This window comes from Streptomyces sp. NPDC047886, assembly GCF_043204435.1.
Lineage (GTDB): Bacteria > Actinomycetota > Actinomycetes > Streptomycetales > Streptomycetaceae > Streptomyces.
Genome location: NZ_JBIDCF010000006.1, coordinates 321972 through 346141 on the forward strand (window position 1 = coordinate 321972; position 24170 = coordinate 346141).

The window sequence follows — 24170 nt, forward strand, 5'->3', positions numbered from 1 at the left end:
GCGCGGCACGCACCCCCGCCCACGGCCGAAGCCGCCGACAACCCATCACTGACGCACCACCAGGGAAAGGCCACGCGAACGATGTTTGACGCCGAGTCGGACCGGACACCCGCTGCCGGGATACCCGTCACCGGCGGGCAATCCGGCATCTGGCTTGCCCAGCAGATCGAGCCGGACAGCTCGGCCTTCAACGTCTCGTTCGTGATGGACCTGCGTGGCGACATCGACCTGGACCGGCTGACCGCCGCCGTCCGGCAGGCCGCGGAGGAGGCCGAATCCCTGCACGTCCGGGTCGTCACCGACAACGGCGCCCCGCGCCAGGTGCCCACCCGCTTCCCCGTCGACGTGCCGGTGGTCGACCTCCGGGACGAGCCCGATCCGACTGCCGCCGCCCGCCGGTGGATGGAGGCCGACCGCGACCGGCCCACCGACCTCGCCTGCGGCCCGCTCTTCGCCCAGGTCCTGATCCGGCTCGCGGACGACCGCCTCTGGTGGTACCAGCGCTACCACCACATCGTCATCGACGGCACCGGCATCGCCCAGATCACCGGCCGCGCCGGAGACCTCTACACGGTCGACGGGCCGACCGCCGCCCCCGAATGGGCGCTGTCCCGGCTGGTCGCGTCGGACACCGCCTACCGCGCGTCCCGGCGGTACGAGGAGGACCGCGCGTACTGGCTGGAGCGGATGGCCGACCGGCCCGAGCCGGTACGCCTCGTCGAGCGTTCGTCGGGACCGACGAAGCGGCGCCTGCGCCGCACGGCCGAGATCCCCGCGTCCGCCGCCGCCCGGCTCCGCGCCGCGGCCGTCGCCGCGGGTGCCAGGCCCTCCCGGCTCCTGGTCGCCGCCGTGGCCGCCTACCTGCACCGCGTCACCGGCGAACAGGACCTCGTCCTCGGACTGCCCGTCACCACCCGGCAGGACCCCGCGAGCCGGCACGTCCCCGGCATGGTCTCCAACATCCTCCCGCTGCGCCTCACCGTCCGCCCCGACATGACCGGCGCCGGCCTGCTGGACGCGGTCGGCACGGCGATCGCCGAGACCGTGGCGCACAGCCGCTACCGCGCCGAGGACCTGGCCAGGGACCTCGGACTGGTGGACGGCGTGCAGGAGCTCGTCGGTCCCACCGTCAACGTCCTGCCCATCGGCGACGGGATCCGCTTCCGCGACCACGAGGCCGACCTCGTCCCGCAGTGGCTCGGCCCGGTCAGCGACCTGGCGATCACGATCAGCGACTTCCGGGACGGCCAGGGCCTGCGCGTCCTCGTCGACGCGGACGCCGACGTCTGCGACGAGCCGACGCTGGCGGAGCACCAGCGGCGCCTCCTCATGCTGCTGACCTCCCTCGCCGACGACCTGAGCGGCCCCGTCGCCCGCGTCGAGCTGACCTCCGGCGCCGAACGCGACCGCCTCCTCGGCGAGTTCGGCGTGGCGCCCCGCGAGGTGCCCGAGCTGTCCTGGCCCGCCGCCTTCGAACGGCAGGTGGCGCGCACCCCGGACGCCACCGCCCTCGTGTGCGAGGACCGTGAGCTGTCGTACGCGGAGCTCAACGCGGCCGCCAACCGCCTCGCCCGGCTCCTCGCCGCCCGCGGCGTGGGCGGCGAGGACGTCGTCGCGGTGGCGCTGCCGCGCTCGCCCGAGCTGGTGATCGCCCTGCTGGCCGTGATGAAGGCCGGAGCGGCCTATCTGCCGCTGGACGCCGACCACCCGCAGGACCGGATCGCCTACATGCTGTCCGACGCGGGCGCCCGGACGATCGTGACCACGCGGGACCTGTCCGCCGACCTGCCGGACGCGCCCGGTGTGACCCATGTGCTGCTCGACGAGCCGTCGACGGCCGCCGAGTGCGCCGCCCTGGACGCCTCCGACCCCGGTGTGGCGGTCGCCCTGGACCAGGCCGCGTACGTCATCTACACCTCGGGCTCCACCGGCCGCCCCAAGGGCGTCGTGGTCTCGCACGACGGCGTCGGCAGCCTCATCGCCACCGCCACCGACCGCATCGGCATCACCGCCGACAGCCGCGTGGTGCAGTTCGCGTCCGTCGGCTTCGACGTGACGGTCTGGGACCTGATCATGTCGTTGTGCGTCGGCGGCCGGATCATCGTCGTCCCCACCGAGCGGCGCGTCGCCGGGCCCGCGCTCACCGACTACATCGCGCGCCACCGCGCCACCCACATGATCCTTCCGCCGTCCCTCGTCTCGGCGCTGCCCCAGGACTGCGAGCTGCCCGACGGCGCGGTGCTGATCGTCGGCACCGAGGCGGTGCCCAGCGAGCTGATCGCACGCTGGGCGGGACGGCTCCAGGTCGTCGTCGCCTACGGCCTCACCGAGGCGACCGTCAACTCCACGCTGTGGATCGCCGACGCCGAACGCCCGGGGCCCGCGCCGATCGGCCGCCCCGACCCCAACACCCGCGCCTACGTGCTCGACTCGGCCCTGCGCCCCGTTCCCGCGGGCGCCGAGGGCGAGCTGTACGTCGCGGGGCGCGGCCTGGCCCGGGGCTACCTGGGCCGGCCGGGACTCACCTCGGAACGGTTCGTCGCCGACCCGTTCGGGGCTCCCGGCTCCCGCATGTACCGGACGGGCGACCGGGTCCGCTGGAGCGCCGACGGCAACCTGGAGTTCCTCGGCCGCTCGGACGGCCAGATCAAGATCCGGGGCCACCGCATCGAACCCGGCGAGATCGAGAGCGCCTTCATGGCGTGCCCCGGCATCGCCCAGGCCGCCGTCCTCGTCCGCGAGGACCACCGGGGCGTGAAGCGGCTCGTCGCCTACCTCGTCGCGGACGCCGGACCGGACGCCGGACCGGACGCGGGTACGGACACCGGACCTGACGCCGTCGCGGCGGCCCGCGCCCGCATCGCCGAGACGCTGCCGGACTACATGGCGCCGTCCGCCCTCGTACGCCTCGACGGCCCCCTGCCGCTGACCCCGAACGGCAAGCTCGACACGCGTGCCCTGCCCGCGCCGCAGTGGACGGCGATGGGCGGAGACGACGCGCCGACCACACCCGCCGAGGCGGCGCTCGCCGGGCTGTTCGCCGACGTACTCGGCCTGCCGTCGGTGGGCGTCCACGACAGCTTCTTCGAGCTGGGAGGCGACAGCATCGTCGCGATCCAGCTGGTGAACCGCGCCCGCGAGGCCGGCATCGCGCTCACCCCGCGCGCTGTGTTCCGGCACCGCACGGTCGCCGCGCTCGCCCGCCTCGCCGGCGACGCCTCCGCCGACACCCCGCAGGCCACGGCCGCCGACCTGCCCGCCCCCTTCTCGCTCGTCGCCCTGAGCGACGCCGAACGGGCCGAGTGCGTCGACGCCGTACCCGACCTGGTCGACGCCGTGCCCGCCACACCGCTCCAGGAGGGCTTCTACTTCCACGCGTCCGTCGACGAGGGCGGCGCCGACGGCTACGCCGTACAGGACACCGTCGAACTCGCGGGAGACGTCGACCCCGAGGCGCTGAGGGCCGCCGTGCAGGGCCTCCTCGACCGCCATCCGCTGCTGCGCGCCGCCTTCCACCAGCTCCCGGACGGCAGGATCGTGCAGCTCGTCGGCGAGCGCGTCACCGTCCCCTGGCGCTTCGCCGACCTCTCCGGCCGGGACGCCGAAAGCCGGTCGGCCGCCGCCGACGACATCGCCGCCCAGGAGCGGGCGGAGGGCTTCGACCTCGCCGCCGCCCCGCTGCTGCGGGCCGCGCTGATCCGCCACGGTGCCGACCGGTCGCAGCTGGTGCTGACGCTGCACCACATCGTCGTGGACGGCTGGTCCGTGTCGCTGCTCATGCGGGAGCTGCTGAACGGCTACCTGCCCGGCGCCGAGGCGCCCAGGCCGCAGGGCGACCCGGCGTACCGGGCGTACGCGGGCTGGCTCGCCGCCCGCGACCGGGACGGCGCACTCGACGCGTGGCGCGACGCCCTCGCCGGCCACGACGGCCCCGCCCGGCTCCCGGTGCGCGCGGACGCGGGCGAGCACCGCACCGGAACGGTCACCGTGGAACTGTCCGCCGAGGACACCGCCGCCCTCGCGGCGGGCGCCCGCAGGCTCGGACTGACACTCGGCAGCGTCCTCCAAGGAGCGTTCGGGCTGCTGCTCGGCGATGTCACCGGCTCCCGCGACGTCGTGTTCGGCACCACGGTCTCGGGCCGCCAGGCCGCCGTCGACGGCGTCGAGACCCTCGTCGGCCTGCTCATCAACACGCTCCCCGCACGGTTGCGGTGGCAGCCCGAGCAGTCGCTCGCGGACGTCCTCGCCCGCTTCCAGGACGAGCAGGCCGACCTGCTGGACCACCAGCACGTGGGGCTCGCCGAGATCCAGCGGGCCGTGGGGCGCGGCGACCTGTTCGAGGCGCTGGTCGTCGTGGAGAACCTGCCCGACGCGGGCGAACCGTCCGACCCGGCCGGACGGGTCCGGATCACCGGCTCCCACATCAGGGACGCCGTCCACTACCCCCTCGCCCTCACCGTCCTGCCCGGCGACCGGCTCCAGCTGCGCCTCGACCACGACCCGGCCCGCCTCGACTCGGCCGCGGCCCGCCGGTTCGCCGACCGGCTCACGGGCGTCGTCGACCAGCTCGTCGGCGACCCCCTGCGCCCCGTGGCCCAGCTCGCCATCAACACGGCCGACGAGGAGCGCACCGCCCTCGCCGCGCTGACCGGCGCCGACCGTTCGCTGCCCGACGACACCGTCCACGGCGCCTTCGCCCGGCAGGTCCACCGGACCCCGGACGCGACCGCGCTGGTCCACGAGGCCGGGCGGACGACCTACGCCGAACTCGACGCGCGCGCCGAGGCCCTGGCCCACCGGCTGCTGGCGGGCGGTGCGACGCCCGAGTCCGTCGTCGCCGTCGCCGTCCCGCGCTCCGCCGAGACCCTGGTCGCCCTGCTCGGCGTCCTCAAGGCGGGCGCCGCGTACCTGCCGGTCGACGTCGACTACCCGGCCGACCGGGTGCGGTACATGCTCTCCGACTCCGGGGCGCGGACCGTCGTCGTCACCGCCGCGTCCCGGACCCGGCTGCCCGCACTCGACGGCGTGACGCATGTCGTGCTCGACGAGCAGACCCCCGACGACCAGAGGCCCGGCGAGGAGCGGGCCCCCGCGCCCGAGTCGCCCGTCGCCGTGCCGGTCCACCCCGACAGCGCCGCGTACGTCATCTACACCTCCGGCTCCACCGGCCGCCCCAAGGGCGTCGTGGTCACCCACCGTGCCGTCGCCGGCCAGCTCGCCTGGACCGCCGACCGGTTCGGATACGGCCCGGACGAGCGGGTCCTGCACCAGTACTCGACCAGCTTCGACCCGTCCGTACTGGAGATCTTCACCCCGCTGCTGACCGGCGGCACCGTCGTGATCGCCCGGCCGGACGGGCACCGGGATCCCGCGTACCTCATCGAGCTGATCCGCCGCGAGCGCGTCACCAGCGTCGACCTCGTGCCCTCGCTCTACGGCGCCCTGCTCGCCGAGGACGAGGCGGGGGAGTGGTGGACGACCGTGCGCCGCGCGTTCAGCGGCGGCGAGGCGCTGCCCGCGCCGCTCGCCCGGCGCTGGCACGAGCGCACCGGGGTCCCGCTGTTCAACGTGTACGGCCCCACGGAGGCCGTCATCCAGGTCACCAGCTGGGAGGCGGGCTCCGGCCCCGAGGACGGCGGCACCGTCCCCATCGGACGGCCGGTGTGGAACACGCGGCTGTTCGTCCTCGACCGCTACCTCCGGCCCGTCGCGGCGGGCGAGCCGGGCGAGCTCTACATCGCGGGCGGACAGCTCGCCCGCGGTTATCACGGACGCGCCGCGCTCACCGCGGAGCGCTTCGTCGCCGATCCGTTCGGCAGTCGGGGCGGGCGGATGTACCGCACCGGAGACATGGTTCAGTTCAGTGGAGACGGTGTGCTCACCTACCTCGGGCGCACCGACCACCAGGTCAAGATCAGGGGTAACCGGGTGGAGCTCGGCGAGATCGAAGCACGGCTGCGCGACGAGCCGGCCGTCGGCGAGGTCGCGGTCGTGGCCCGCGAGGACGAGCGGGGAGTCAAGCAGCTGGTCGCCTACCTGGTGCCGGCGGCGGGCGCGGACCTGGACGTCGACGCCGTACGGGACGCGCTGAGCGGCTCGCTGCCCGCGCCCATGGTGCCCAGCCACCTCGTACGGATCGGTGCGCTGCCCCTCACCCCGGGCGGCAAGGTCGACCACAAGGCACTCCCCGCGCCCGAGGCCCGCAGGCGGCACAGCCGTTCGGGCCCCACGGCACGCGAGGGCAACGAGCGGCGGCTCTGCGCCGTCTTCGCCGACGTCCTCGGCATCGACGCCGTCGAACCGGACGAGGACTTCTTCGTGCTGGGCGGCGACAGCATCCTCTCCATGGCGGTCTCGAGCCGAGCCCGCAAGGCGGGCCTGCGGATCACCCCCCGGGACGTCTTCGAGCACCGCACCCCGGCCGCCCTGGCGGCCGCCGTCACCGGCACCGAGCCGACCGCCCCGGCGGTGGCCGCCGACTCCGACGGCGTCGGCGACGTGCCGCTCCTGCCGATCGTCCACCAGCTCCGCGAGGACGGCGGCACGATCGGGCGCTTCAACCTGTCGATGCTGCTGCAGGCGCCCGCCGACGCGGACACCGAGAAGCTGACCCGCGTGCTCCAGGCGGTCGTCGACCACCACGACGGCCTCCGGCTCACCCTCACCCGCATGGACCTCGGCCCGGCCATCCCGGCCCTGTGGTCCGCGCGGACGACCGCCCCCGGCTCGGTCGACGCCTCCGCGCTGCTCCACCGCGTGGACGTACGGGACCTCGACGACGCCGCCCTCCGCGCGGCCGTCGCCGAGGAGTCCGACGCCGCCGCGAACCGCCTCGACCCCGACAACGGCGCCATGGTGCGGGCCGTGTGGTTCGACGCGGGCACCGAACGGCCGGGCAGGCTGCTGCTGGCCGTCCACCACCTGGTGGTCGACGGCGTGTCCTGGCGCGTCCTCATCGGTGACCTCGCCGCCGCCTGGGACGCCGTCGTACGCGGTGAGGCGCCCGCCCTGGAACCGGTGCCCACCTCGCTGCGCCGGTTCGCCCGGGACGTCGCCGAGCAGGCCACCTCACCGCAGCGGCAGGCCGAACTCCCTTACTGGGCCAAGACGCTGGCCCCCGGCGCCGAGCTCGTGGCCGGCGCCACCCGTACCGGCACGGCGGGCGCGGCGCGGGAACACACCGTCACCCTGCCCGCCGACGACACCCGGGCCCTGCTCACCGCCGTGCCCGCGGCGGCCGGTGCCGACGTCACCGAGGTCCTGCTCGCCGCGCTGCGCCTCGCCGTCACCCGCTGGCGCGCCGACCGGGGTACCGCCGTCGACGGCGACCTGCTGGTCGACCTGGAGCGGCACGGCCGCGACGGCACCGACGCCGACCTGTCGCGCACCGTCGGCTGGTTCACCAGCCTCCACCCCGTACGCCTGCCCGCCGCCGACGACCCGCTCGACGCGCTGAAGCAGATCAAGGAGGCCGTGCGGTCGGCCCCGGACTCCGGCGCCGGTTACGGCATGCTGCGCTACCTCAACCCGCAGCTCGCCCCGGTGTTCGCCCAGCTGTCCACCGCACAGGTGCTGTTCAACTACTTCGGCCGGCTCCCCGCCGAGCAGACCCGCGACTGGGCGCCCGCCGTCGAGTCCGACGCGCTGTCCGTCGAGCCCGACGCCGATCTCGCGATGCCCTACCCGCTCCAGGTCAACGCCGTGTGCGCGGACACCCCGCGCGGACCCGAGCTGCGCGCCACCTGGACGTGGCCGGACGGCGACACGCTGACCGCCGCCGACGTCGACGCACTCGGCCGCGCCTGGGCCGACGTCCTGCGCGAGCTCGTCGCCCGCACCGCCACGCCCGGCGCCCTGCCGTCCCTCACCCCGTCGGACGTGCCGCTGGTCGACCTCACCCAGGCCGACATCGACCTGATCGAGCGGGTCGGCCAGGCCCCGGTCGCCGACATCTGGCCGCTGTCCCCGCTCCAGGAGGGCATCTACTTCCACGCCAGCTACGACACGTCGGCGCTGGACGTCTACACCGCACAGGACACCTTCGACTTCGACCACCGGCTCGACGCCGACCGGCTCCGCGCCGCCTGCGCGACACTGCTGCGCCGGCACCCGAGCCTGTGCACGGGCATCACCAGCGACGGCCTCCCCGAGCCGGTCCAGTTCCTCTGCGCGGCCGCCGAACTCCCCGTACCGCTCACCGAGGTCGACCTCACCGGTCTGACCGAGCAGCGGCGGCAGGCCCGCCTCGCCGAGATCTCCGACGCCGACCGGCGGCAGCGGTTCGACCTCGCCGCGCCCCCGCTGTTCCGGCTCACCCTGATCCGGCTCACCGACACCACCGACCGGCTGATGCTCAGCCACCACCTGGTCGCCTGGGACGGCTGGTCCCAGTCCGTCTTCCTGGACGAACTGCTGGAGCTGTACGCGACGGCCGGCGACGACAGCGCCCTGCCCACCCCCGGCAGCTACCGCGACTACCTGACCTGGCTCGCCGGCCAGGACATCGACGCGGCCCGCGAGACCTGGCGGCGCGCCCTCGGGGGACTGGACGAGCCCACGCTCGTCGCCCGTGACCGAGGCGACGAACCGACCATCCCGCACCGGCGCACCCTCAGCCTCGGCCGGGCGCTGAGCGACCGCCTGCGCCTCTCCGCCCGCGAGCACGGGCTGACGATCAACGCCGTACTCTCCACCGCCTGGGCGCTCGTCCTGTCCTCCACCGTCGGCCGCGACGACGTGGTCTTCGGCGCCACGGTCGCCGGACGCCCCGCGGACGTGCCGGGCGTCGACACGACGATCGGCATGTTCCTCAACACCGTGCCCCAGCGGATCACCCTCGACCCCGCCGAGCCGGTCGGCGACCTGCTGCGCCGCGTCCAGACCGAGCGCGTCGCCCTGATGGACCACGAGTACCTGGGGCTCGCCGAACTCCAGCGGGCCGGCGGCCACACCACGCTCTTCGACACCCTGTACGTGCTCCAGAACTTCGCCGACGAGGGCGCGTTCACGCGCCTGACCGAGCGGCACGGCATCACCGGTGTGGGCAGCGTGGACGCCACGCACTACCCGATGACGCTGATCGTCAACCCGGCCGAGACCGTCCAGGTGAAGCTGGAGTACCGGCCGGACCTGGTCGACGACGAGCGGGCCGAGGCCACCCTGGACCGCTACGGGGCCCTCGTGGAGCGGCTCATCGGCGACCTGACGACCCGGGTCGGCGCCCTGGACCTGCTGCTCCCCGGCGAGCGGGACGCCCTCACGGCCGAGTGGGCCGGCAGCCGCGAGCCCGTCCCGGACGAGACCGTCGCCGACCTGCTCGCCGCCCAGGTCGCCCGCACCCCGAACGCGGTGGCGCTGGTCTTCGGCGAGCGCGCCCTCACGTACGCCGAACTCGACGCCCACATCAACCGCCTGGCCCGGCTGCTCCTCGCCAGGGGCGCGGGCCCGGAGAAGGTGGTGGCGCTCGCCCTGCCGCGCTCCATCGACATGGTGGCCGCGCTGTTCGCCGTGCTGCGCACCGGCGCCGCCTACCTGCCGCTCGACCTGGACCACCCGGCCGACCGGCTGCGGCTGATGGTCGAGGACACCGGGCCCCTGTGCCTGCTGTCCACGACCGCCGTCGCCCCGACGCTGCGCGGCGACGAGGGCCCCGTCGCTCCCGAACTCCTGCTGGACGACACGGCGGTGGCCGCCGAACTGGCCGCCCTGCCCGGCGACGAGATCACCGACGCGGAGCGGCCCGCGTTCGCCCACGACGTGCCGGGCCGCCTGGAGTACCCCGCGTACGTCATCTACACCTCCGGCTCGACCGGCCGGCCCAAGGGCGTCGTCACCCCGTACCGGGGCCTGACGAACATGCAGCTCAACCACCAGAAGGAGATCTTCGACCCGGCGATCGCCTCGGCGGGCGGGCGGCGGCTGCGCATCGCCCACACCGTGTCCTTCGCCTTCGACATGTCGTGGGAGGAGCTGCTCTGGCTCGTCGAGGGCCATGAGGTCCACGTCTGCGACGAGGAACTGCGCCGCGACGCCGAGGCCCTGGTCGCCTACTGCGACAGCCACCGCGTCGACGTGGTCAACGTGACGCCGACGTACGCCCAGCTGCTCATCGAGGAGGGCCTGCTCGACCACGACGAGACGGCCGGCAAGCACCGGCCCGCCCTCGTCCTGCTCGGCGGCGAGGCCGTCTCCGACACGGTGTGGACCCGGCTGCGCCGCACCGAGGGCACCTACGGCTACAACCTGTACGGACCGACCGAGTACACGATCAACACCCTCGGCGGCTCCACCACCGACAGCCCGACCCCCACGGTCGGCGTGCCGATCCGCAACACCCGCGCCTACGTCCTGGACGCGATGCTGCGGCCCGTCCCGCCCGGCTGCCCCGGCGAGCTGTACATCGCCGGCACCGGCCTCGCCCGGGGCTACCACGACCGGCCCGGCCTGACGGCGGAACGATTCGTCGCCGACCCGTTCGGTTCACCGGGCGAGCGCATGTACCGCACCGGCGACCTGGTACGCCAGCGCCCCGACGGCCTGCTGGACTTCCTCGGCCGCACCGACGACCAGGTCAAGATCCGCGGCTACCGCGTCGAGCTGGGCGAGATCTCCACGGCGCTGTCCGCGCACCCGGACGTCGCGCACGCGGCGGTCGTCGTGGCGGAGAGCACCGGCACGAAGCGCCTCGTCGGCTACGTCGTCCCGGAGGAGCCCCGGCACGGCACGGAACACTCCGAGGAACTGTTCCAGCGGCTGCGCGACCACCTGAAGGCCCTACTGCCCGACTACATGGTCCCGTCCGCGCTCGTCGCCGTGGACACGCTGCCGCTGACCGTCAACGGAAAGCTCGACGTCAAGGCGCTCCCCGCACCCGACTTCGGCGGTACGGGCCCGAGCCGGGCCCCCCGCACCCCGCGCGAGGAGACGCTCTGCGCGCTCTTCGCCGAGGTGCTCGGGCTCCCCGGAGGCAGCGTCGGCATCGACAGCGACTTCTTCGAACTGGGCGGCCACTCGCTCCTCGCCACCCGCCTGGTCAGCCGCGCCCGCACCGCCCTCGACGCCGAACTGGCGATCCGTGACCTGTTCGAGGCGCCCACCGTCGCCGAACTGGTCGAGCGCGCCGCTCGCTCCGCGGGCGCCGCCCGCCCGGCGCTCACGGCCGGCGACCGGCCCGAGGAGCTGCCGCTGTCCCACGCCCAGCAGCGGCTGTGGGTCATCCAGCAGATCGAGTGCACCTCCGCCGCGTACAACTTCCCGCTGGTGATGCGGCTGCGCGGCGCCCTGGACCATGAGGCGTGGGCCACCGCCCTCGCCGACGTCACGGCCCGCCACGAGGCCCTGCGCACGGTCTTCGCCGCCCGCGACGGCCAGGCGTACCAGCGCGTGATCCCCGCCGACGAGGCACGGCCCGTGGTGGAGCACCTGCGCGCCACCGAGGACGAGGTGCCCGGCATCGTCGACGCGGCCATCAACCGGCCCTTCGACCTGTCCCGCGAACTGCCGCTGCGCGCCACGCTCGTGGAGGTGGCGCCCGAGGACCACGTCGTCGTCCTGCTGCTGCACCACATCACCACCGACGAGTGGTCGGACCGGCCGTTCCTCCGCGACCTGGCCGCCGCCTACACGGCCCGGCTCGGCACCGGCGACGCCCCCGACCGGGAGCCGCTGCCCGTCCAGTACGCCGACTACGCCCTGTGGCAGCAGAGGCTGCTCGGCGACCCCGCCGACCCGGGCAGCCTCGCCGCCCGGCAGCTCGAGTACTGGCGTACGACGCTGGAGGGCGCGCCGGAGGAGCTGGAGCTGCCCACGGACCGGCCGCGCCCGGCACGTCCCGCCTTCTCCGGCGCCGAACTGGACATCGCGTTCGACGCCGAGGTCCACGAGGGCCTGAAGCGGCTCGCCCGCGACACCGGCGCCAGCATGTTCATGGTGGTCCACGCGGCCGTCGCCGCGCTCCTCCACCGCATGGGCGCCGGCACGGACATCCCGCTCGGCTCGCCCATCGCCGGGCGGAGCGACGAGGCGCTGGACGAACTGGTCGGCTTCTTCGTCAACACGCTCGTGCTCCGCACCGACCTGAGCGGCGACCCCAGCTTCACCGAGCTGCTCGGCCGGGTCCGGGAGACCGACCTGGCCGCGTTCTCCCACGCCGACGTGCCGTTCGAGTCGGTCGTGGAGAAGCTCAACCCGACGCGCTCCCTCTCCCGGAACCCGCTGTTCCAGGTGATGGTCGGCTACCACGCCCGCACCGGCGGCGAACTGGAGCTGCCCGGACTCCGGGTGGACCACGTGCCGTTCCGGATCCGCTCGGCCAAGTTCGACCTGGTGTTCAGCTTCACGGAGCAGACGTCGGCCGACGGCGACACCGGCTCCCTGAGCTGCCGACTGGAGTTCGCCACCGAGCTGTTCGACCAGGAGACCGCCGAGCGGATCGGCGACCGGCTCCGCAGGCTGGCCGCGGCGCTCGTCCAGGCGCCCGAGCAGCCGCTGTCGCAGGCCGAGATCCTCGCCGGCGACGAGCGGCGGCTCGTCCTGGAGGGCTTCAACGGCACGCCCCGCCAGGTCGACGAGGCGTCCCTGCCCGCCCTGTTCGCCCAGCGGCTCGCCGAGCGGCCCGACGCGGTCGCCGTCGTCGAGCGGTCCCGCTCGGTGACGTACGCCCAGCTCGACGCCCGGGCCGACCGCATCGCCCGGCTGCTCGCCGCGCGCGGCGTGGGCGCCGAGAGCGTGGTCGGCGTGGCCGTGCCCCGCTCCGTCGACATGGTGGCCACGGTGGTCGCCGCGCTGAAGCTGGGCGCCGCGTTCCTGCCGCTCGACCTGGTCCACCCTGGCGACCGCCTCACGTACATGATCGAGGACTCGGGCGCGGCCCTCGTGGTCGGCACCGAGCCGGTCGCCGGGAAGATCCCGGACGTGGCGGGCGTACCGGTGGTGCTGCTCGACGCGCCGGAGACCGCCGCCGAACTGGACGCCCTGCCGGCGTCCGCCGTCGACGGCGGCCCGGTCGCCCTGGACCAGGCCGCGTACGTGATCTACACGTCCGGTTCGACCGGCCGCCCCAAGGGCGTCGTCGTGCCGCACGAGGGCATCTCCAGCCTCGTCGCCACCGCCGTCGACCGCATGGGCCTGGAACGCGACAGCCGGGTGCTGCAGTTCGCGTCGATCGGCTTCGACGTCTTCGTCTTCGAACTCGCCATGGCCCTGTGCCACGGCGGACGGCTCGTCCTCATATCCGACGAGGCGCGCGTCGCGGGACCCGCCCTCACCGACTTCCTCGCGGACCAGCGGATCACCCATATGATCCTGCCGCCGTCCCTGGTGTCGGCGCTGCCGCCCGGCTGCGAACTGCCCGAGGGATCGACCGTGCTCGTCGGCACCGAGACGGTGCCGCCGGACCTGTTCGAGCGGTTCGGCGCCACGGCCGACCTGATCTGCGCCTACGGGCTCACCGAGGCGACCGTCAACTCCACCCTGTGGCCCGCCCGCGAGTACGGCGGCCGCGCGTCCGGCCGGGTGCCCATCGGGCAGCCCGACCCCAACACGCGCTGCTACGTCCTGGACGACCACCTGCGGCCCGTACCTCCGGGCGTCGTCGGCGAGCTGTACGTGGCCGGGCGTGGCCTCGCGCGCGGTTACCTCGGCAAGGCGGCGCTCACGTCCGAGCGGTTCGTCGCCGACCCGTTCGGCGCACCCGGCAGCCGCATGTACCGCACCGGTGACCGGGCCCGCTGGCGGGCCGACGGCAACCTCGACTTCCTCGGCCGGGTCGACACCCAGGTGAAGGTGCGGGGCTTCCGCATCGAGCTGGGCGAGATCGAGGCGGCGCTCGCCGGGCACCCGTCGGTCGCCCAGGCCGCCGTGGTGCCCGACCGCGACGGCGACATCGTCCGCCTGGTCGGCTACGCCGTGCCCGAGGCGGGGACGGCGCCCGACCCGCAGGAACTGCGCGCCCATGTCGCCGGGCAGCTGCCCGAGTACATGGTCCCCGCGCTCGTGGTGCCGCTGGACGGCCCGCTGCCGCTCACCCCCAACGGCAAGCTGGACCGCAAGGCGCTGCCCGCTCCCGACTGGTCCGCGATGACCGGCGACGCCCGCCCGGCGACGGAGACGCAGGCCCGCATCGCCGCGCTCTTCTGCGAGATCCTGAAGCTGGAGAGCGTCGGAGTCCACGACAACTTCTTCGCGCTCGGCGGTCACTCCATGGCGTCGATGCGGCTCCTGGGCCGGATCCGCGCCGAGTTCGGGGTCGAGCTGAGCATCCGTGACGTCTTCGACGCGCTGACAGTCGCCGGTGTCGCGGGGAAGCTGGAAGGCGCGGCCGCCGCCCGTCCCGCGCTCCGCCCCGCCGGGGAGCGGGACGAGCCCCTGACCGTCGCCCCCGTCCAGCGCTGGCAGTGGGAGTCGTACCGCCGGAACCCCGGCTTCGACCACGCGCTCGTGCTGCGCTCCCCGGGCGGGCTGGACGCGGACGCGGTCGCCGCCGCGCTCGCCGACGTGGTGGCCCGGCACGAGCCGCTGCGCACGGCGTTCACGGAGCGGGACGGCGACGTGCTCCAGCAGCCGGCCGCGTACCCGTCGCCGACCCTGGAGGCGTGCGCCGACCTGGACGCCCGCCTCGCGGAACTCGCCGCGCTGGCCCCGGAGCCGGAGCGGGACGCCCCCCTGCGGGCCCACCTGCTCACGGACGGCGACGGCAGCCAGGCGCTGCTGCTGACCTCGCACTACCTCGCGGTGGACGAGTGGTCGGTGGTCCCGCTGTTCCGCGACCTCACCACGGCGTACGCGGCCCGTACGGACGGCCGGGCACCCGAGTGGGAGCCGCTGCCCGTGACGTACGCGGACTACACCCGCTGGGCGCGCGAGGTACTGGGCGACCTCACCGACCCCGACAGCCTGGGCGGGCGGCAACTGGCGTACTGGCGGCAGACGCTCAAGGACGTACCGGGCGAACTGGCGCTCCCGGCGGACGGCCCGCGCGACGCGTCGGCGAACTCCGCGGGCCGGGCCGGCGACTACGTCGGCTTCGTCCTCGACGAGGAGCTCCACGCCGCCGTGGACCGGCTCGCCCGTGCGACCGGCACGAGCATGTTCATGGTGCTGCACTCCGCCCTGGCGGCTCTGCTCACCGCCCACGGCGCGGGCACCGACCTGCCCATCGGTACGATGGTCGCCGGTCGCACCGACGACCAGCTCGCCGACCTGGTCGGCTGCTTCCTCAACACGGTCGTGCTGCGCACCGACACGGCGGGCGACCCGACGTTCGCGGAGCTGCTGACCCGGGTGCGGGAGACCACCCTCGGTGCCCTGGACCGGCAGGACGTCCCGTTCGACGAGGTCGTCCGGGCCACCGGGCTGCCGGCCGACGGCCCGCAGGTCATGGTGATCCACCATGAACAGGCGGACCTCGGGCGGCTGGAGGGCGGCATCGGCTCCTTCCACGCCGTCCCCACCGGCACCACGCGGGCGGAGCTGATCCTCAGCTTCTACGAGCCGCGCGGAGACGGGCCGGTGCACTGCGAGCTGATCCACGCGACCGACCTGCTCGGCAGCGCCAAGGCACGGCGCATCGCCGGCGAACTCCAGACCCTGCTGCGCACCGTGGCGGCCGACCCCGAACAGCCGCTGTCGGAGCTTTTCACCACCATGTCCACAAGGAGTGACAACGCATGAGCACCAACCCGTTCGAGGACCCGCAGGGCCGTTTCCTGGTCCTGGTCAACGACGAGAACCAGCACTCGCTGTGGCCGTCCTTCGCCGAGGTGCCTGCCGGGTGGCGGACCGTCTTCGGCGAGGACACCCGCGAGGCCTGTGTCACGTACGTCGAGACCCACTGGACCGACCTGCGCCCCGCGAGCCTGATCGCCCAGCAGGGCTGACCCGCACCGCACCGCACCGCCGCCCGCGCAGAGCCGCTCTCCGCGCGGGCGGCGGTTCCTCGTGCCCCGCGAGATCTCCGTTGGACAGGCCCCGCGCACCGGGTGACCATGGTGGCGAGTGGGCCTGGAGGAGGTGCCGCATGCCCTTCGACATCGCGTTCGAGCGGAAGTTCAAGCACAAGCCGTGGGTGGACGCGGTGGACCGTGTCGCGGCCGGCGGTGACAGCGGCTTCAACGTGCGGTTCCAGACGCTGGAAGCGGACCTGGACACGATCCGTGACCGCTTCCGTGACGTCAGTCGCGCCCTCGACCAGCTGGCCGCGACCAAGGTGGTGGAGACCAGCCTGACGGTCCCGCCGCTGCTGACCGCGGTGGACGACGCGGGCTGGGTCCTGTCGACGCCAGGCGAGGCGGACAAGCCCGCCGAGGCCGCCACGGCCAAGGGGGTCATGGCCCTCACCCTGCCGCCCGGAGCCGTGATCACGAGCTTCCGTGCCTTCGGCAGGGCGGGCGGCACCGTCGCCACGGTCCGCGTCGAACTCAAGCGCCGGAAGTTCGACGGAACCGGCGAATCGAACGTGGTCACCTACGCCACGACCGCCGGGAACGTGTTTCCGCCGGCGAGGGCCCCGCAGGGCGGGCCCGCCGCGGTCGACCCCGCTTCGAGCTACTACGTCGTCGCCACGGCCACCGGAGAGGGCGACAGGCTGGTGCTCACCGGTTTCCAGGTGAACTACCGACTGGGCTGAGCGGCGTCAGGAGACGCGTAGCGACCGCGTCGACGCGACCTTCAGCCTGTTGCCGAAGGCGTCCTCGGCCGAGTCGCCGTGCAGCAGCACGGGCCGCCCGCCGGGCCGCAGGAGTGACGGTTCCGCCTTCAGCGTCACTGTGGACGCGGCCTTCACCGCGGCCCCGGCGCTGTTCGTGCCCTGGAAGTCGAAGACACAGGTGACCGCGTGGAGGACGAAGGCCCCGTCGGCCTTGAGGGTCGTGGAGGCGGTCTCGGTCATGGTGCCCTGCGTCCATGTCCCGGTGTCCGCCCCGGTGAACGGCATCGTGCCCACCGTCGCCGTGACGTCTCCCTCGCCCGCCACCGCCCTGCCGCCCATCTCAGCCGCTCCTTCCCGCGGTGCGCGGCCTCCGGTAGCGGTGGTACGTACGGGAGGCGTCCGGCGCCCCGGCGGCACCGCCCGGTTCCCCGCCGAAGTCGAGGTGGTCGCGCCGTAGTTCGACGGTGTCGACCTCGATACCCAGCGGGCACAGGCTCTCCAGTACGTTCATCACATAGTCGTACTGATCCCGGTTGAGTCGGACACCCGGGGGCAGACCCACCCGCACCCCGTACGGCTCCGCCAGGCCCCGGCGCGCATGCGCCAGGCAGACGAGCAGCGACAGGCCCTCGGCCGTGCCCGTGACCTCGGTCCTGCCCCCCGTGGCGGCGCTCAGCGTCAGCGGCCGCGCGGACGCCGGCAGCCCGGTGGCGTACCAGCGGAACTCCGCCGGCGGTGCCTCCCCGTGCTTCGGCGGCCTGCCGGGCAGCAGGCAGACCGCCGCGAGCAGCAGCATCCGGTCCCCCTGCCCGTCCCACACCCCCTGCACGCTGTAGAAGCCGCTGTCCAGCAGGGCTTGCGCCCGCCGGGCCACCTCGTCGCGCAGCGTGTTCCCGGTGCCGAGACCCGTCAGCCGGCTCCTGGGGAAGGGATAGGCGACGACCTGGTCGAGTACGACGATCTCCAGCGTCTCCCGGGCGAAGTCGGCTCCGCGCCCGGCCAGCAGGCCCCCGGTCACCAGCGGCTCCACCTCCGGCGGCGGGGCCGTGCCCTCCGCCGCCGCCAGCGCCCGCACCACAGTGTCCAGGGCGGGACCGGTCAGCGGGGCCGGCGGCCGGCCCAACTGCCGCCGTGGGAAGACCTCCCCGGCTCGCCGCGCCGCCTCGGCGGCCAGCACATGGAGTCCGTCCGTGCTCGTGTCGGCGCTGTGACGGGCCTGGAACACCGCGGACCCGCCCGGGGCCAGCTCCGGCGGTCCGTCGACGGTCAGCCCCGACAGCGGCAGGGTGGAGACGAACAGGACACCCTCGCCGATCGTGTGGACGGTCCGCAGACCGCAGGGTGCCGCCAGCCAGTGCCCGACCGGGTCCTGGGAGAAGGGGCGCGGAACCAGGCTGCGGGCCAGAACCGCGAGTTCGGTGTGCTGCCCGGCAAGTCCCGGCACCGCCTCGGCCATCGCCGTCAGCCGCTGTTCCCCGAAAGCGTCGAGGGTGGCGCCCAGGCCCAGTTCGTGCAGGGGGTCCGGCTCCTCCACGTGGGCCCGGCGCAACGTCACCTTCCCGGTGTCGCCCAGCGCCCGTACCAGCCGGACCAGACGGGCCAGCGCCTCCGCGAGGCCGGGCGCCAGATGGCGGACGGCCGGTGGCCCGGCCGGACGGGTCACCTGGGAGGTCAGCACCTGCCGGGCCTCCTCGAGCCGGCGGCGCCGCTCGGGCGGCAGCACCACGGGCACCGAAGCGTCCAGATCGAGCAGGTGCAGGTCGCGCAGCATCTGGTGGAAGCGGGCGCGGCCGGCCGCTCCCTCCGCGCCGACGTGGACCAGCCGGGTGGCCAGCGCCAGCGGGTTCTGCTCCTCCACGACGCGGAACCGCGCGGTGACCCCGACGCGGGACGGCAACCCGGCATTGGGCGTGCTCTCCCCGCCCGGCCCGTTGAGGGCCTCCAGCACCGTGGGCCGGGTGGGCAGCCGCCAGGATGTGAAGATCGTCAGCCGGTCGCGGTAGTGGGAGTCGTCCTCGTCCGGCAGCCGCAGCACGCCGAGGTCCCGGCCGAGGGAGTCGAGGGCTCCGGAGAACGCGAGGTCGGCATGCCGGCATGCGCCGATCTCCCTGGCCTGCCGGATGATGCGCTGCTTCTCCAGGGTGGCCAGAAAGGTGAGCCGGGCGAGCAGCCCTTCCAGCAGGACGCCCTCGATCAGCTCCGCCGCCTGCCGCTGGGGCAGCTCGGGGCCGCGGTCGGCCTCGGCGGGAAGCTCCACGTGGCAGTGCGGGGCCACCACGAGCCGCACGCGCACCGACACCTTCAGCGGACCGCCCGACCGCGGCAGGAAGGCCGGGAGCAGGGTGCCCGCTCCGGAGAAGGGGGCGAAGACCACCGCCGGAAGGTCCTCGGCGGCTCCCTCCGGCCGGCACTGGACCACCACGGCCTCGTCGGCCAGCGGCCGGCGCAGCCGCAGCAGAAGCAGCGGCTCGTGGAGGGGAGGCGGGGCGGTGGCAGGCGGGGGCGGCGGGCCGACGGTGGCCAGCGTGCCGTCGGTCAGCGGGAGGGTGCGCGCTCCGGCGCCCGCGGCGTACACCGGGGGCAGGGCGGCGAGCCCGCTCCGCAGTCCGGAGGCGTCGAGGGGTCGGGTGTCCGGTCCGAACCTCATACGATCGTGATCTCCACCAGTGAGTCGATCAGCCGGGCGACCTCCTTGGGGCTGACCTCGATGTCCTCCTCGGCCGTCAGCTCCTGGAACGGCCGCGGGGGGTCGGCGGGCTCGAAGGGCAGCTGGGCGGGGAAGCGGCGCAGCCGGAGCGCGCGGGTGTCGACGACGCCCGGTTCCTCCATGGCCGACCACAGGATCTCGCTGTAGCGCACGGGTTCGCCCATGCCCAGTGCCTGGACGTGCCGCCGTACCCGGTCCAGGATGCGGCCCTTGAGCGCGGCCGCCTCGGGGGAGACGGCGGCGCTCTCGGGCCGGCCGGCGGGGATGGGAAGTCCCTCCACGGAGATCTTGCAGGTGAAGCCCACCGACACCTCACTGGCCCGGTCGACGTTGGGGGCGACGCCCATGGGCCGTACCCGGTCGATCGCGGCCGCCACCCGCTCGGCCAGCTGTCCGGGGCCGTCCCACAGCGCGCCCTCCTCCGGGGCGACGAGCACGGTGAAGAAGTGCGGGTTGCCGAGGCTGCGCTCCTGCGAGAACAGCCGTTCGAGGAAGGAGAAGCTGCCGAAGATCGGTTTGTCGATGTCGAGACCGCCGTACAGGTCCTGCACCAGCACCTGGCGGACACCGGGGACCAGGGACACGGCGATCCGGACGGCCTCGGGGGTCCACAGGTTGCGCGGGTAGGCGAGCAGCAGTTCCCGGTAGCGGGAGTCGCTCCAGTACATCTCACCGCCGCTGACGGCGGTCGTGTGCTCGATGACCACCAGCGGACGGCCGGCCGCCGACAGCTTCCGGATGAGGTCCGTACGCGGATCCAGCGGATGGAAACCGTCGATCTTCCTCGGGACGGCCGCCGTCGGGTCGGCGTTGTGCTCGGGACCGGGATCGAAGGCGCGGACGGCGACCGTGGCCTGCCGGCCGGTGTCGGTGAGCGTGGCCTGCTCGTCGATGAAGTAGTCGTGCTGGTCGGCGGTGAGCAGCCGGGTGCCGCGGGGCAGTACCAGTTCCGGCACATCGGTCGGCAGGGTGCCCGCGAGATGCAGGGTGACGTGCCCGCTCGCCCGGTGGAACGGCCGGGGCAGGCCGAGCTCGGCTCCCAGCCGGGTCAGTGCGTCACCGGTCGCCGTGCTCACCCGGGTGTCCTCGTAGGCGATCCCGAGGTGCACCCAGGCGCGGGCCTCCTCCAGGGCGACGACCTCCAGGATCTTGCGCAGGGCACTGCCTGCCGTCAGATCGACGTCGGAGCCGAACAGCACCCGCGCTGCGGCCTTCTTCTCCTCCAGCAGGCGGGCCAGCGGCTTGGGCACGAACCCCTCGGGGGTGATGCCGAAGGGTTTCCCGGAGCCGCTGATCCGCACCAGCTCGTGCAGATCGGTGACCTGTTCGTCCTCAGGCATCGGCGGTGACCTCCCCGATCATGGTGTGCGGAGCGTTGCCGAGAACCGTGCGCAGGATGGCCGTCACCTGCCAGCGGCGGCTGCCCGGCGCGGTCTCGGTCAGGGTGAGTTCGACGACCTCGGCCACCCGGGAGTCCGCCGCGAGGGTGCGCAGCACGGACAGTCGCAGCAGCTCCAGCGCCATCGGGGGCGTCAGCCCCCGGGTGAGCACCCGGAGTCCGTCGAAGCCGAAGCCCACATGGAACGGATCGGTCCCGGGTGTGGTGAGCAGGGCGACGCTCAGGCACTGGGCCAGGTTCGCCGTACCCTCGACCAGCGCGAGATCCAGCCCGCCTTCCGTGCGGGTGAACACCAGGTCGTGGCCGATGCTGCCGTCCCCGACCGGACGGAGGGCGATCCCGTGGCCGAGCACGCGCCGCTCCAGGGCGGCGCCCTCGCGGGCGGAGGAGACGTCCGGTGACATCAGACCACCTCCACAACGGTGTTCGTCCGCAGCGTGATCCTGTTCGCGGTCAGCGTGAGGTCGGCGCCCGTGCTGATCTCGATGTTGCCCTTGTCGTCGATGCAGATCCGGGCCTTGGCGGCGGCGTTCTCGATCACGACCTTGCCGGCCTCGGCGTCGTCCGGGCGCTCGCCCACCGGCTTCATCAGCGCCTCGCCGATGCTGATCGTCAGGCCGCGTACCTGGATCACCCGGCCGCCCTTCCCGTCGATCAGATCGTGGCTGGCCGCGCCGGCCGGGCGGGGCGCGGTCGCCGGATCTCCGGCCGACTCGCCGGTGTCTCCCGTCCCCGCCAGATTGGTGGGCAGGCTCAGCCACCAGTCGCCCAGCTGCGAGCGGGGTGCCGCGCCGGTCTCCCACAGAGCCCCTGAGACCACGGCGTTCTGCCGCTCCCCCTGGTAGTGCAGGCTGACCACGCGCATACCGGGGTAGTGGGGGATGACCAGGCCCGTCCCGCCGAAGGCATAAGGGCTGAGATAGGGCTTGTCGGCCAGCCGCGTGGGCGTCTCGGCCGGCCGCGCCTTGCAGGGGACGTTCGGCGCCGCCGTCTCGGTCAGTCCCTCGTCCACTGCCAGGGTCTGGGGTGCCACGTCGTGGCCGTCGCGGAACGTGGGGGCGACGTCCTGCCGGCGGACCAGCCCCACCTCATGGGACCGCTGCTCCAGCCCGGCCCTGCGCCGCTGCTCGGCCAGGGCCGAGGCGAGCCGGGTGACCTCGTCACTGCTGCCGGAGCGGGGGCACAGTCCCTTCTTCTCGTCCTCGAAACGGAGTTCGACGGTGAGCCGGGTCACGAAACCCTCCGCCGGGCTGAGCCGGTGGTGGACGCCGATCACCCCGTACTCCTTGAGATCCGGGGGCGCAGCGGCCTTGAAGCCCGCCGCCACACCCCCGACGGCGTCGCCCAGCGGCCCCAGCGCGGAGCCGGCGAGGGTTCCCGTCATGGAGGCGGGGGACGGGTTCGGCAGGTCCGCCCGCACCATGTCACCCACCCCGATGTCGGGACGCCCCAGCAGGGTGAGGTCGAACCGGCGCACGGCAGGGGCGGCGAAGGGCGATCCCTCCGGCACCGCGTCCGGGTCGGGTTCGACCACGGGGCGGCTCTCCACCAGCCCGGTGGCCGGAGTGAGCTCCCAGCTCCTGCCGCCCTCGACGGGCTTGCGCCAGTACCCCACGTGCAGCTCCCCGGAACGCAGGAACATCGGCACTTCGAGCCGGCTGCCACCGCCGTGGGACAGCCGCGAGAGCTCCCGCAGCGCCTGCACCACGGAGCCGTCGGCGCCGATGTCGAGCTCTCCGTCGAGCTCGATGTCCGTGCCCGCACCCCGGACGGGCACGTTCACCTTCCTGTTCTCCGTGCAGAGCCCGGTGGCGTAGCCGACGACGGTACGGGTCGCCTGCCCGGTGTCGAGCTTCGGCTTCTGCACCCGCATCCGGTGGTAGGCGGCGTCGATGCCGGAGAAACGGGTGCGGTAGGTGAACTCGCCGTGGGAGCGTTCGGCCGACAGCACCCGGCCTTCCAGCACCGCGTGGTAGCCGTCGTCCCCGCCGTCGAGTCCACCCGGCGGCGGGGCCCCCAGCGCGGCCGCCGCCGAACGTACGAGCCCCCGTCGGAGGTCCCACCAGCCCAGCCGGATCTCCACGTGCACGTAGTCGCCTGCCGCGATGGCGTCGTACTCCCTGTCCGGCAGCCCGTCGAGGACGATCTCGAAGGTCGCCCCCCGGAGTGTGTCGTCGGCGTCGACCTTGACCTCCAGCCGGTGGTCGGTGTGGGTCACCAACAGCGGCTCGGCCGTGCGGTCGGGAAAGCCGTCGTCGTCCTTGTGGAAGATCAGCGCCCAGCCGGCCTGGAAGCCGACGACGGGCTCGTTCACCGCCCCGGCCAGGGACATCGCGCCGGAGGTCACGCTAGACAAGGAGGTCATAGGGGCTCCCTTCGTCCGCCCGTACGAGTCGTGCCGGAGGAGGAGCGCTGCCGCCGTGCTCCCGGAAACCCGCGAGGACGCGGCTTCCCACCTCGGCCGGCTCCACCAGCGCCCCGGCGGCCAGGACGAGTTCGGCCACCAGGATCTCGATCACCAGCCCGGTGCCCGCCGAGCTGCCGAAGGCCAGCGGCCGGCCGACCACCACCGGCGCCGAGCCGATCAGCCGGCCCGCTTCGAGCACGACCAGGTACGGGCGGACCGCGGCGGTGTCCAGGGCGCCCGGCGGAGACGCGGTCAGGCCGGTGCGGACCCCGTTCCCCCGCTCACCGTCCGGCCTTCCCTCTTCTCCGTCCGGGGCCTCGCGCGGCGTGAACTCCTCGGCCCCGTCGACGACGGTCCGCGTGGGCTCGGCGGTCAGTGCCCCGACGATGTCGGCGGTCAGCGCGACCAGAGTGACCGTCAGCGCCCGCCGCCCCACCTGGACGCGCACCTGCTGGGGCAGACCCAGCGCCGCGTTGAAGGGCAGGGGACGGAACCCTGCCGGGAGTACCAGGGTCATCACAGGAACTCCGTCGCCGTCGAGGCCGCCAGCATCCCCGCGTCGACCAGCAGGTCGACCGGGCCCGGGGGCGCCACGTGCTGGAGCTCGAGCGTCACCTCGATGGTGTCGAGCCGTTGCGGGGACACGGAGAACGCCAGGCTGGTGACGTGCATGTTCATCCGGACGGACATGCGGGTGGCCAGAATGAGCCCGGACACCTTCCCGCCGGTGAAGCGGCCGATCGCGCCGCCCCGCTTGGCGAAGTCGGCCAGCAGCTCCAGCCCCTGCTTCCAGGCGTACCGCTGCGGCCCCACCAGCAGGGCCTGGAGGCTGGCGGTCTCGCTGGCGTTGCCCACGGCCGCCCGGAACGAGGGCGTGCCGATCGGGGGAAGCGTGTAGCGCGAGCTGACCGCGAGGCGCTGCACGGCGAACAGGGGCACCGCCAGCAGCCCGTCCGTGACGATCGCCGACGGCAGGCTCTGGAACTCGTCGAGCTTCGACGCGGAGCTCATG

General features: G+C 74.0%; 10 protein-coding genes. 3 read left to right on the top strand and 7 right to left on the bottom strand.

The genetic code is table 11. From position 1 onward, the window contains the following. The first annotated feature begins 81 nt into the window (after positions 1-81). From ACGF5U_RS21980 to ACGF5U_RS21990, 3 genes are all read left to right on the top strand, one after another. Positions 82-15669, top strand: a complete 15588-nt coding sequence (locus tag ACGF5U_RS21980; RefSeq protein WP_392711667.1) for an amino acid adenylation domain-containing protein — start codon at positions 82-84, stop codon at positions 15667-15669. Next, positions 15666-15875, top strand: a complete 210-nt coding sequence (locus tag ACGF5U_RS21985) for an MbtH family protein (RefSeq protein WP_392711669.1) — start codon at positions 15666-15668, stop codon at positions 15873-15875. Before ACGF5U_RS21980 ends, ACGF5U_RS21985 begins: the two co-directional genes overlap by 4 nt. A gap of 140 nt (positions 15876-16015) precedes the next feature. After that, positions 16016-16624 (top strand): hypothetical protein, encoded by a 609-nt coding sequence (locus ACGF5U_RS21990; RefSeq protein WP_392711670.1) that lies wholly within the window; start codon positions 16016-16018, stop codon positions 16622-16624. Between the two features lie 6 nt (positions 16625-16630). Here ACGF5U_RS21990 and ACGF5U_RS21995 read toward each other — a convergent pair whose 3' ends face one another. The 7 genes from ACGF5U_RS21995 to ACGF5U_RS22025 are packed head-to-tail and all read right to left on the bottom strand — an operon-like array spanning position 16631 to position 24169. Next, on the bottom strand, positions 16631-16984 hold the full coding sequence (locus tag ACGF5U_RS21995) for a hypothetical protein (RefSeq protein WP_392711671.1): 354 nt from the start codon (positions 16982-16984) through the stop codon (positions 16631-16633). A gap of 1 nt (position 16985) precedes the next feature. After that, on the bottom strand, positions 16986-19292 hold the full coding sequence (locus ACGF5U_RS22000) for a hypothetical protein (RefSeq protein ID WP_392711672.1): 2307 nt from the start codon (positions 19290-19292) through the stop codon (positions 16986-16988). Then, on the bottom strand, positions 19289-20692 hold the full coding sequence (locus ACGF5U_RS22005; protein ID WP_392711674.1) for a baseplate J/gp47 family protein: 1404 nt from the start codon (positions 20690-20692) through the stop codon (positions 19289-19291). Before ACGF5U_RS22005 ends, ACGF5U_RS22000 begins: the two co-directional genes overlap by 4 nt. Further along, positions 20685-21155, bottom strand: coding sequence for a hypothetical protein (locus ACGF5U_RS22010; protein ID WP_392711675.1), 471 nt, complete (start codon positions 21153-21155; stop codon positions 20685-20687). The genes ACGF5U_RS22005 and ACGF5U_RS22010 overlap by 8 nt, the downstream gene beginning before the upstream one ends. Continuing rightward, positions 21155-23116, bottom strand: a complete 1962-nt coding sequence (locus ACGF5U_RS22015; protein ID WP_392711676.1) for a hypothetical protein — start codon at positions 23114-23116, stop codon at positions 21155-21157. The genes ACGF5U_RS22010 and ACGF5U_RS22015 overlap by 1 nt, the downstream gene beginning before the upstream one ends. Next, positions 23100-23675: a hypothetical protein gene (locus ACGF5U_RS22020; protein WP_392711677.1), complete on the bottom strand. Its 576-nt coding sequence runs from the start codon at positions 23673-23675 to the stop codon at positions 23100-23102. The genes ACGF5U_RS22015 and ACGF5U_RS22020 overlap by 17 nt, the downstream gene beginning before the upstream one ends. Then, the gene (locus ACGF5U_RS22025; protein WP_392711678.1) at positions 23675-24169 is read right to left on the bottom strand and encodes a hypothetical protein; all 495 of its coding nucleotides are present in this window, start codon (positions 24167-24169) and stop codon (positions 23675-23677) included. Before ACGF5U_RS22025 ends, ACGF5U_RS22020 begins: the two co-directional genes overlap by 1 nt. Between the last annotated feature and the right edge of the window lies 1 nt (position 24170).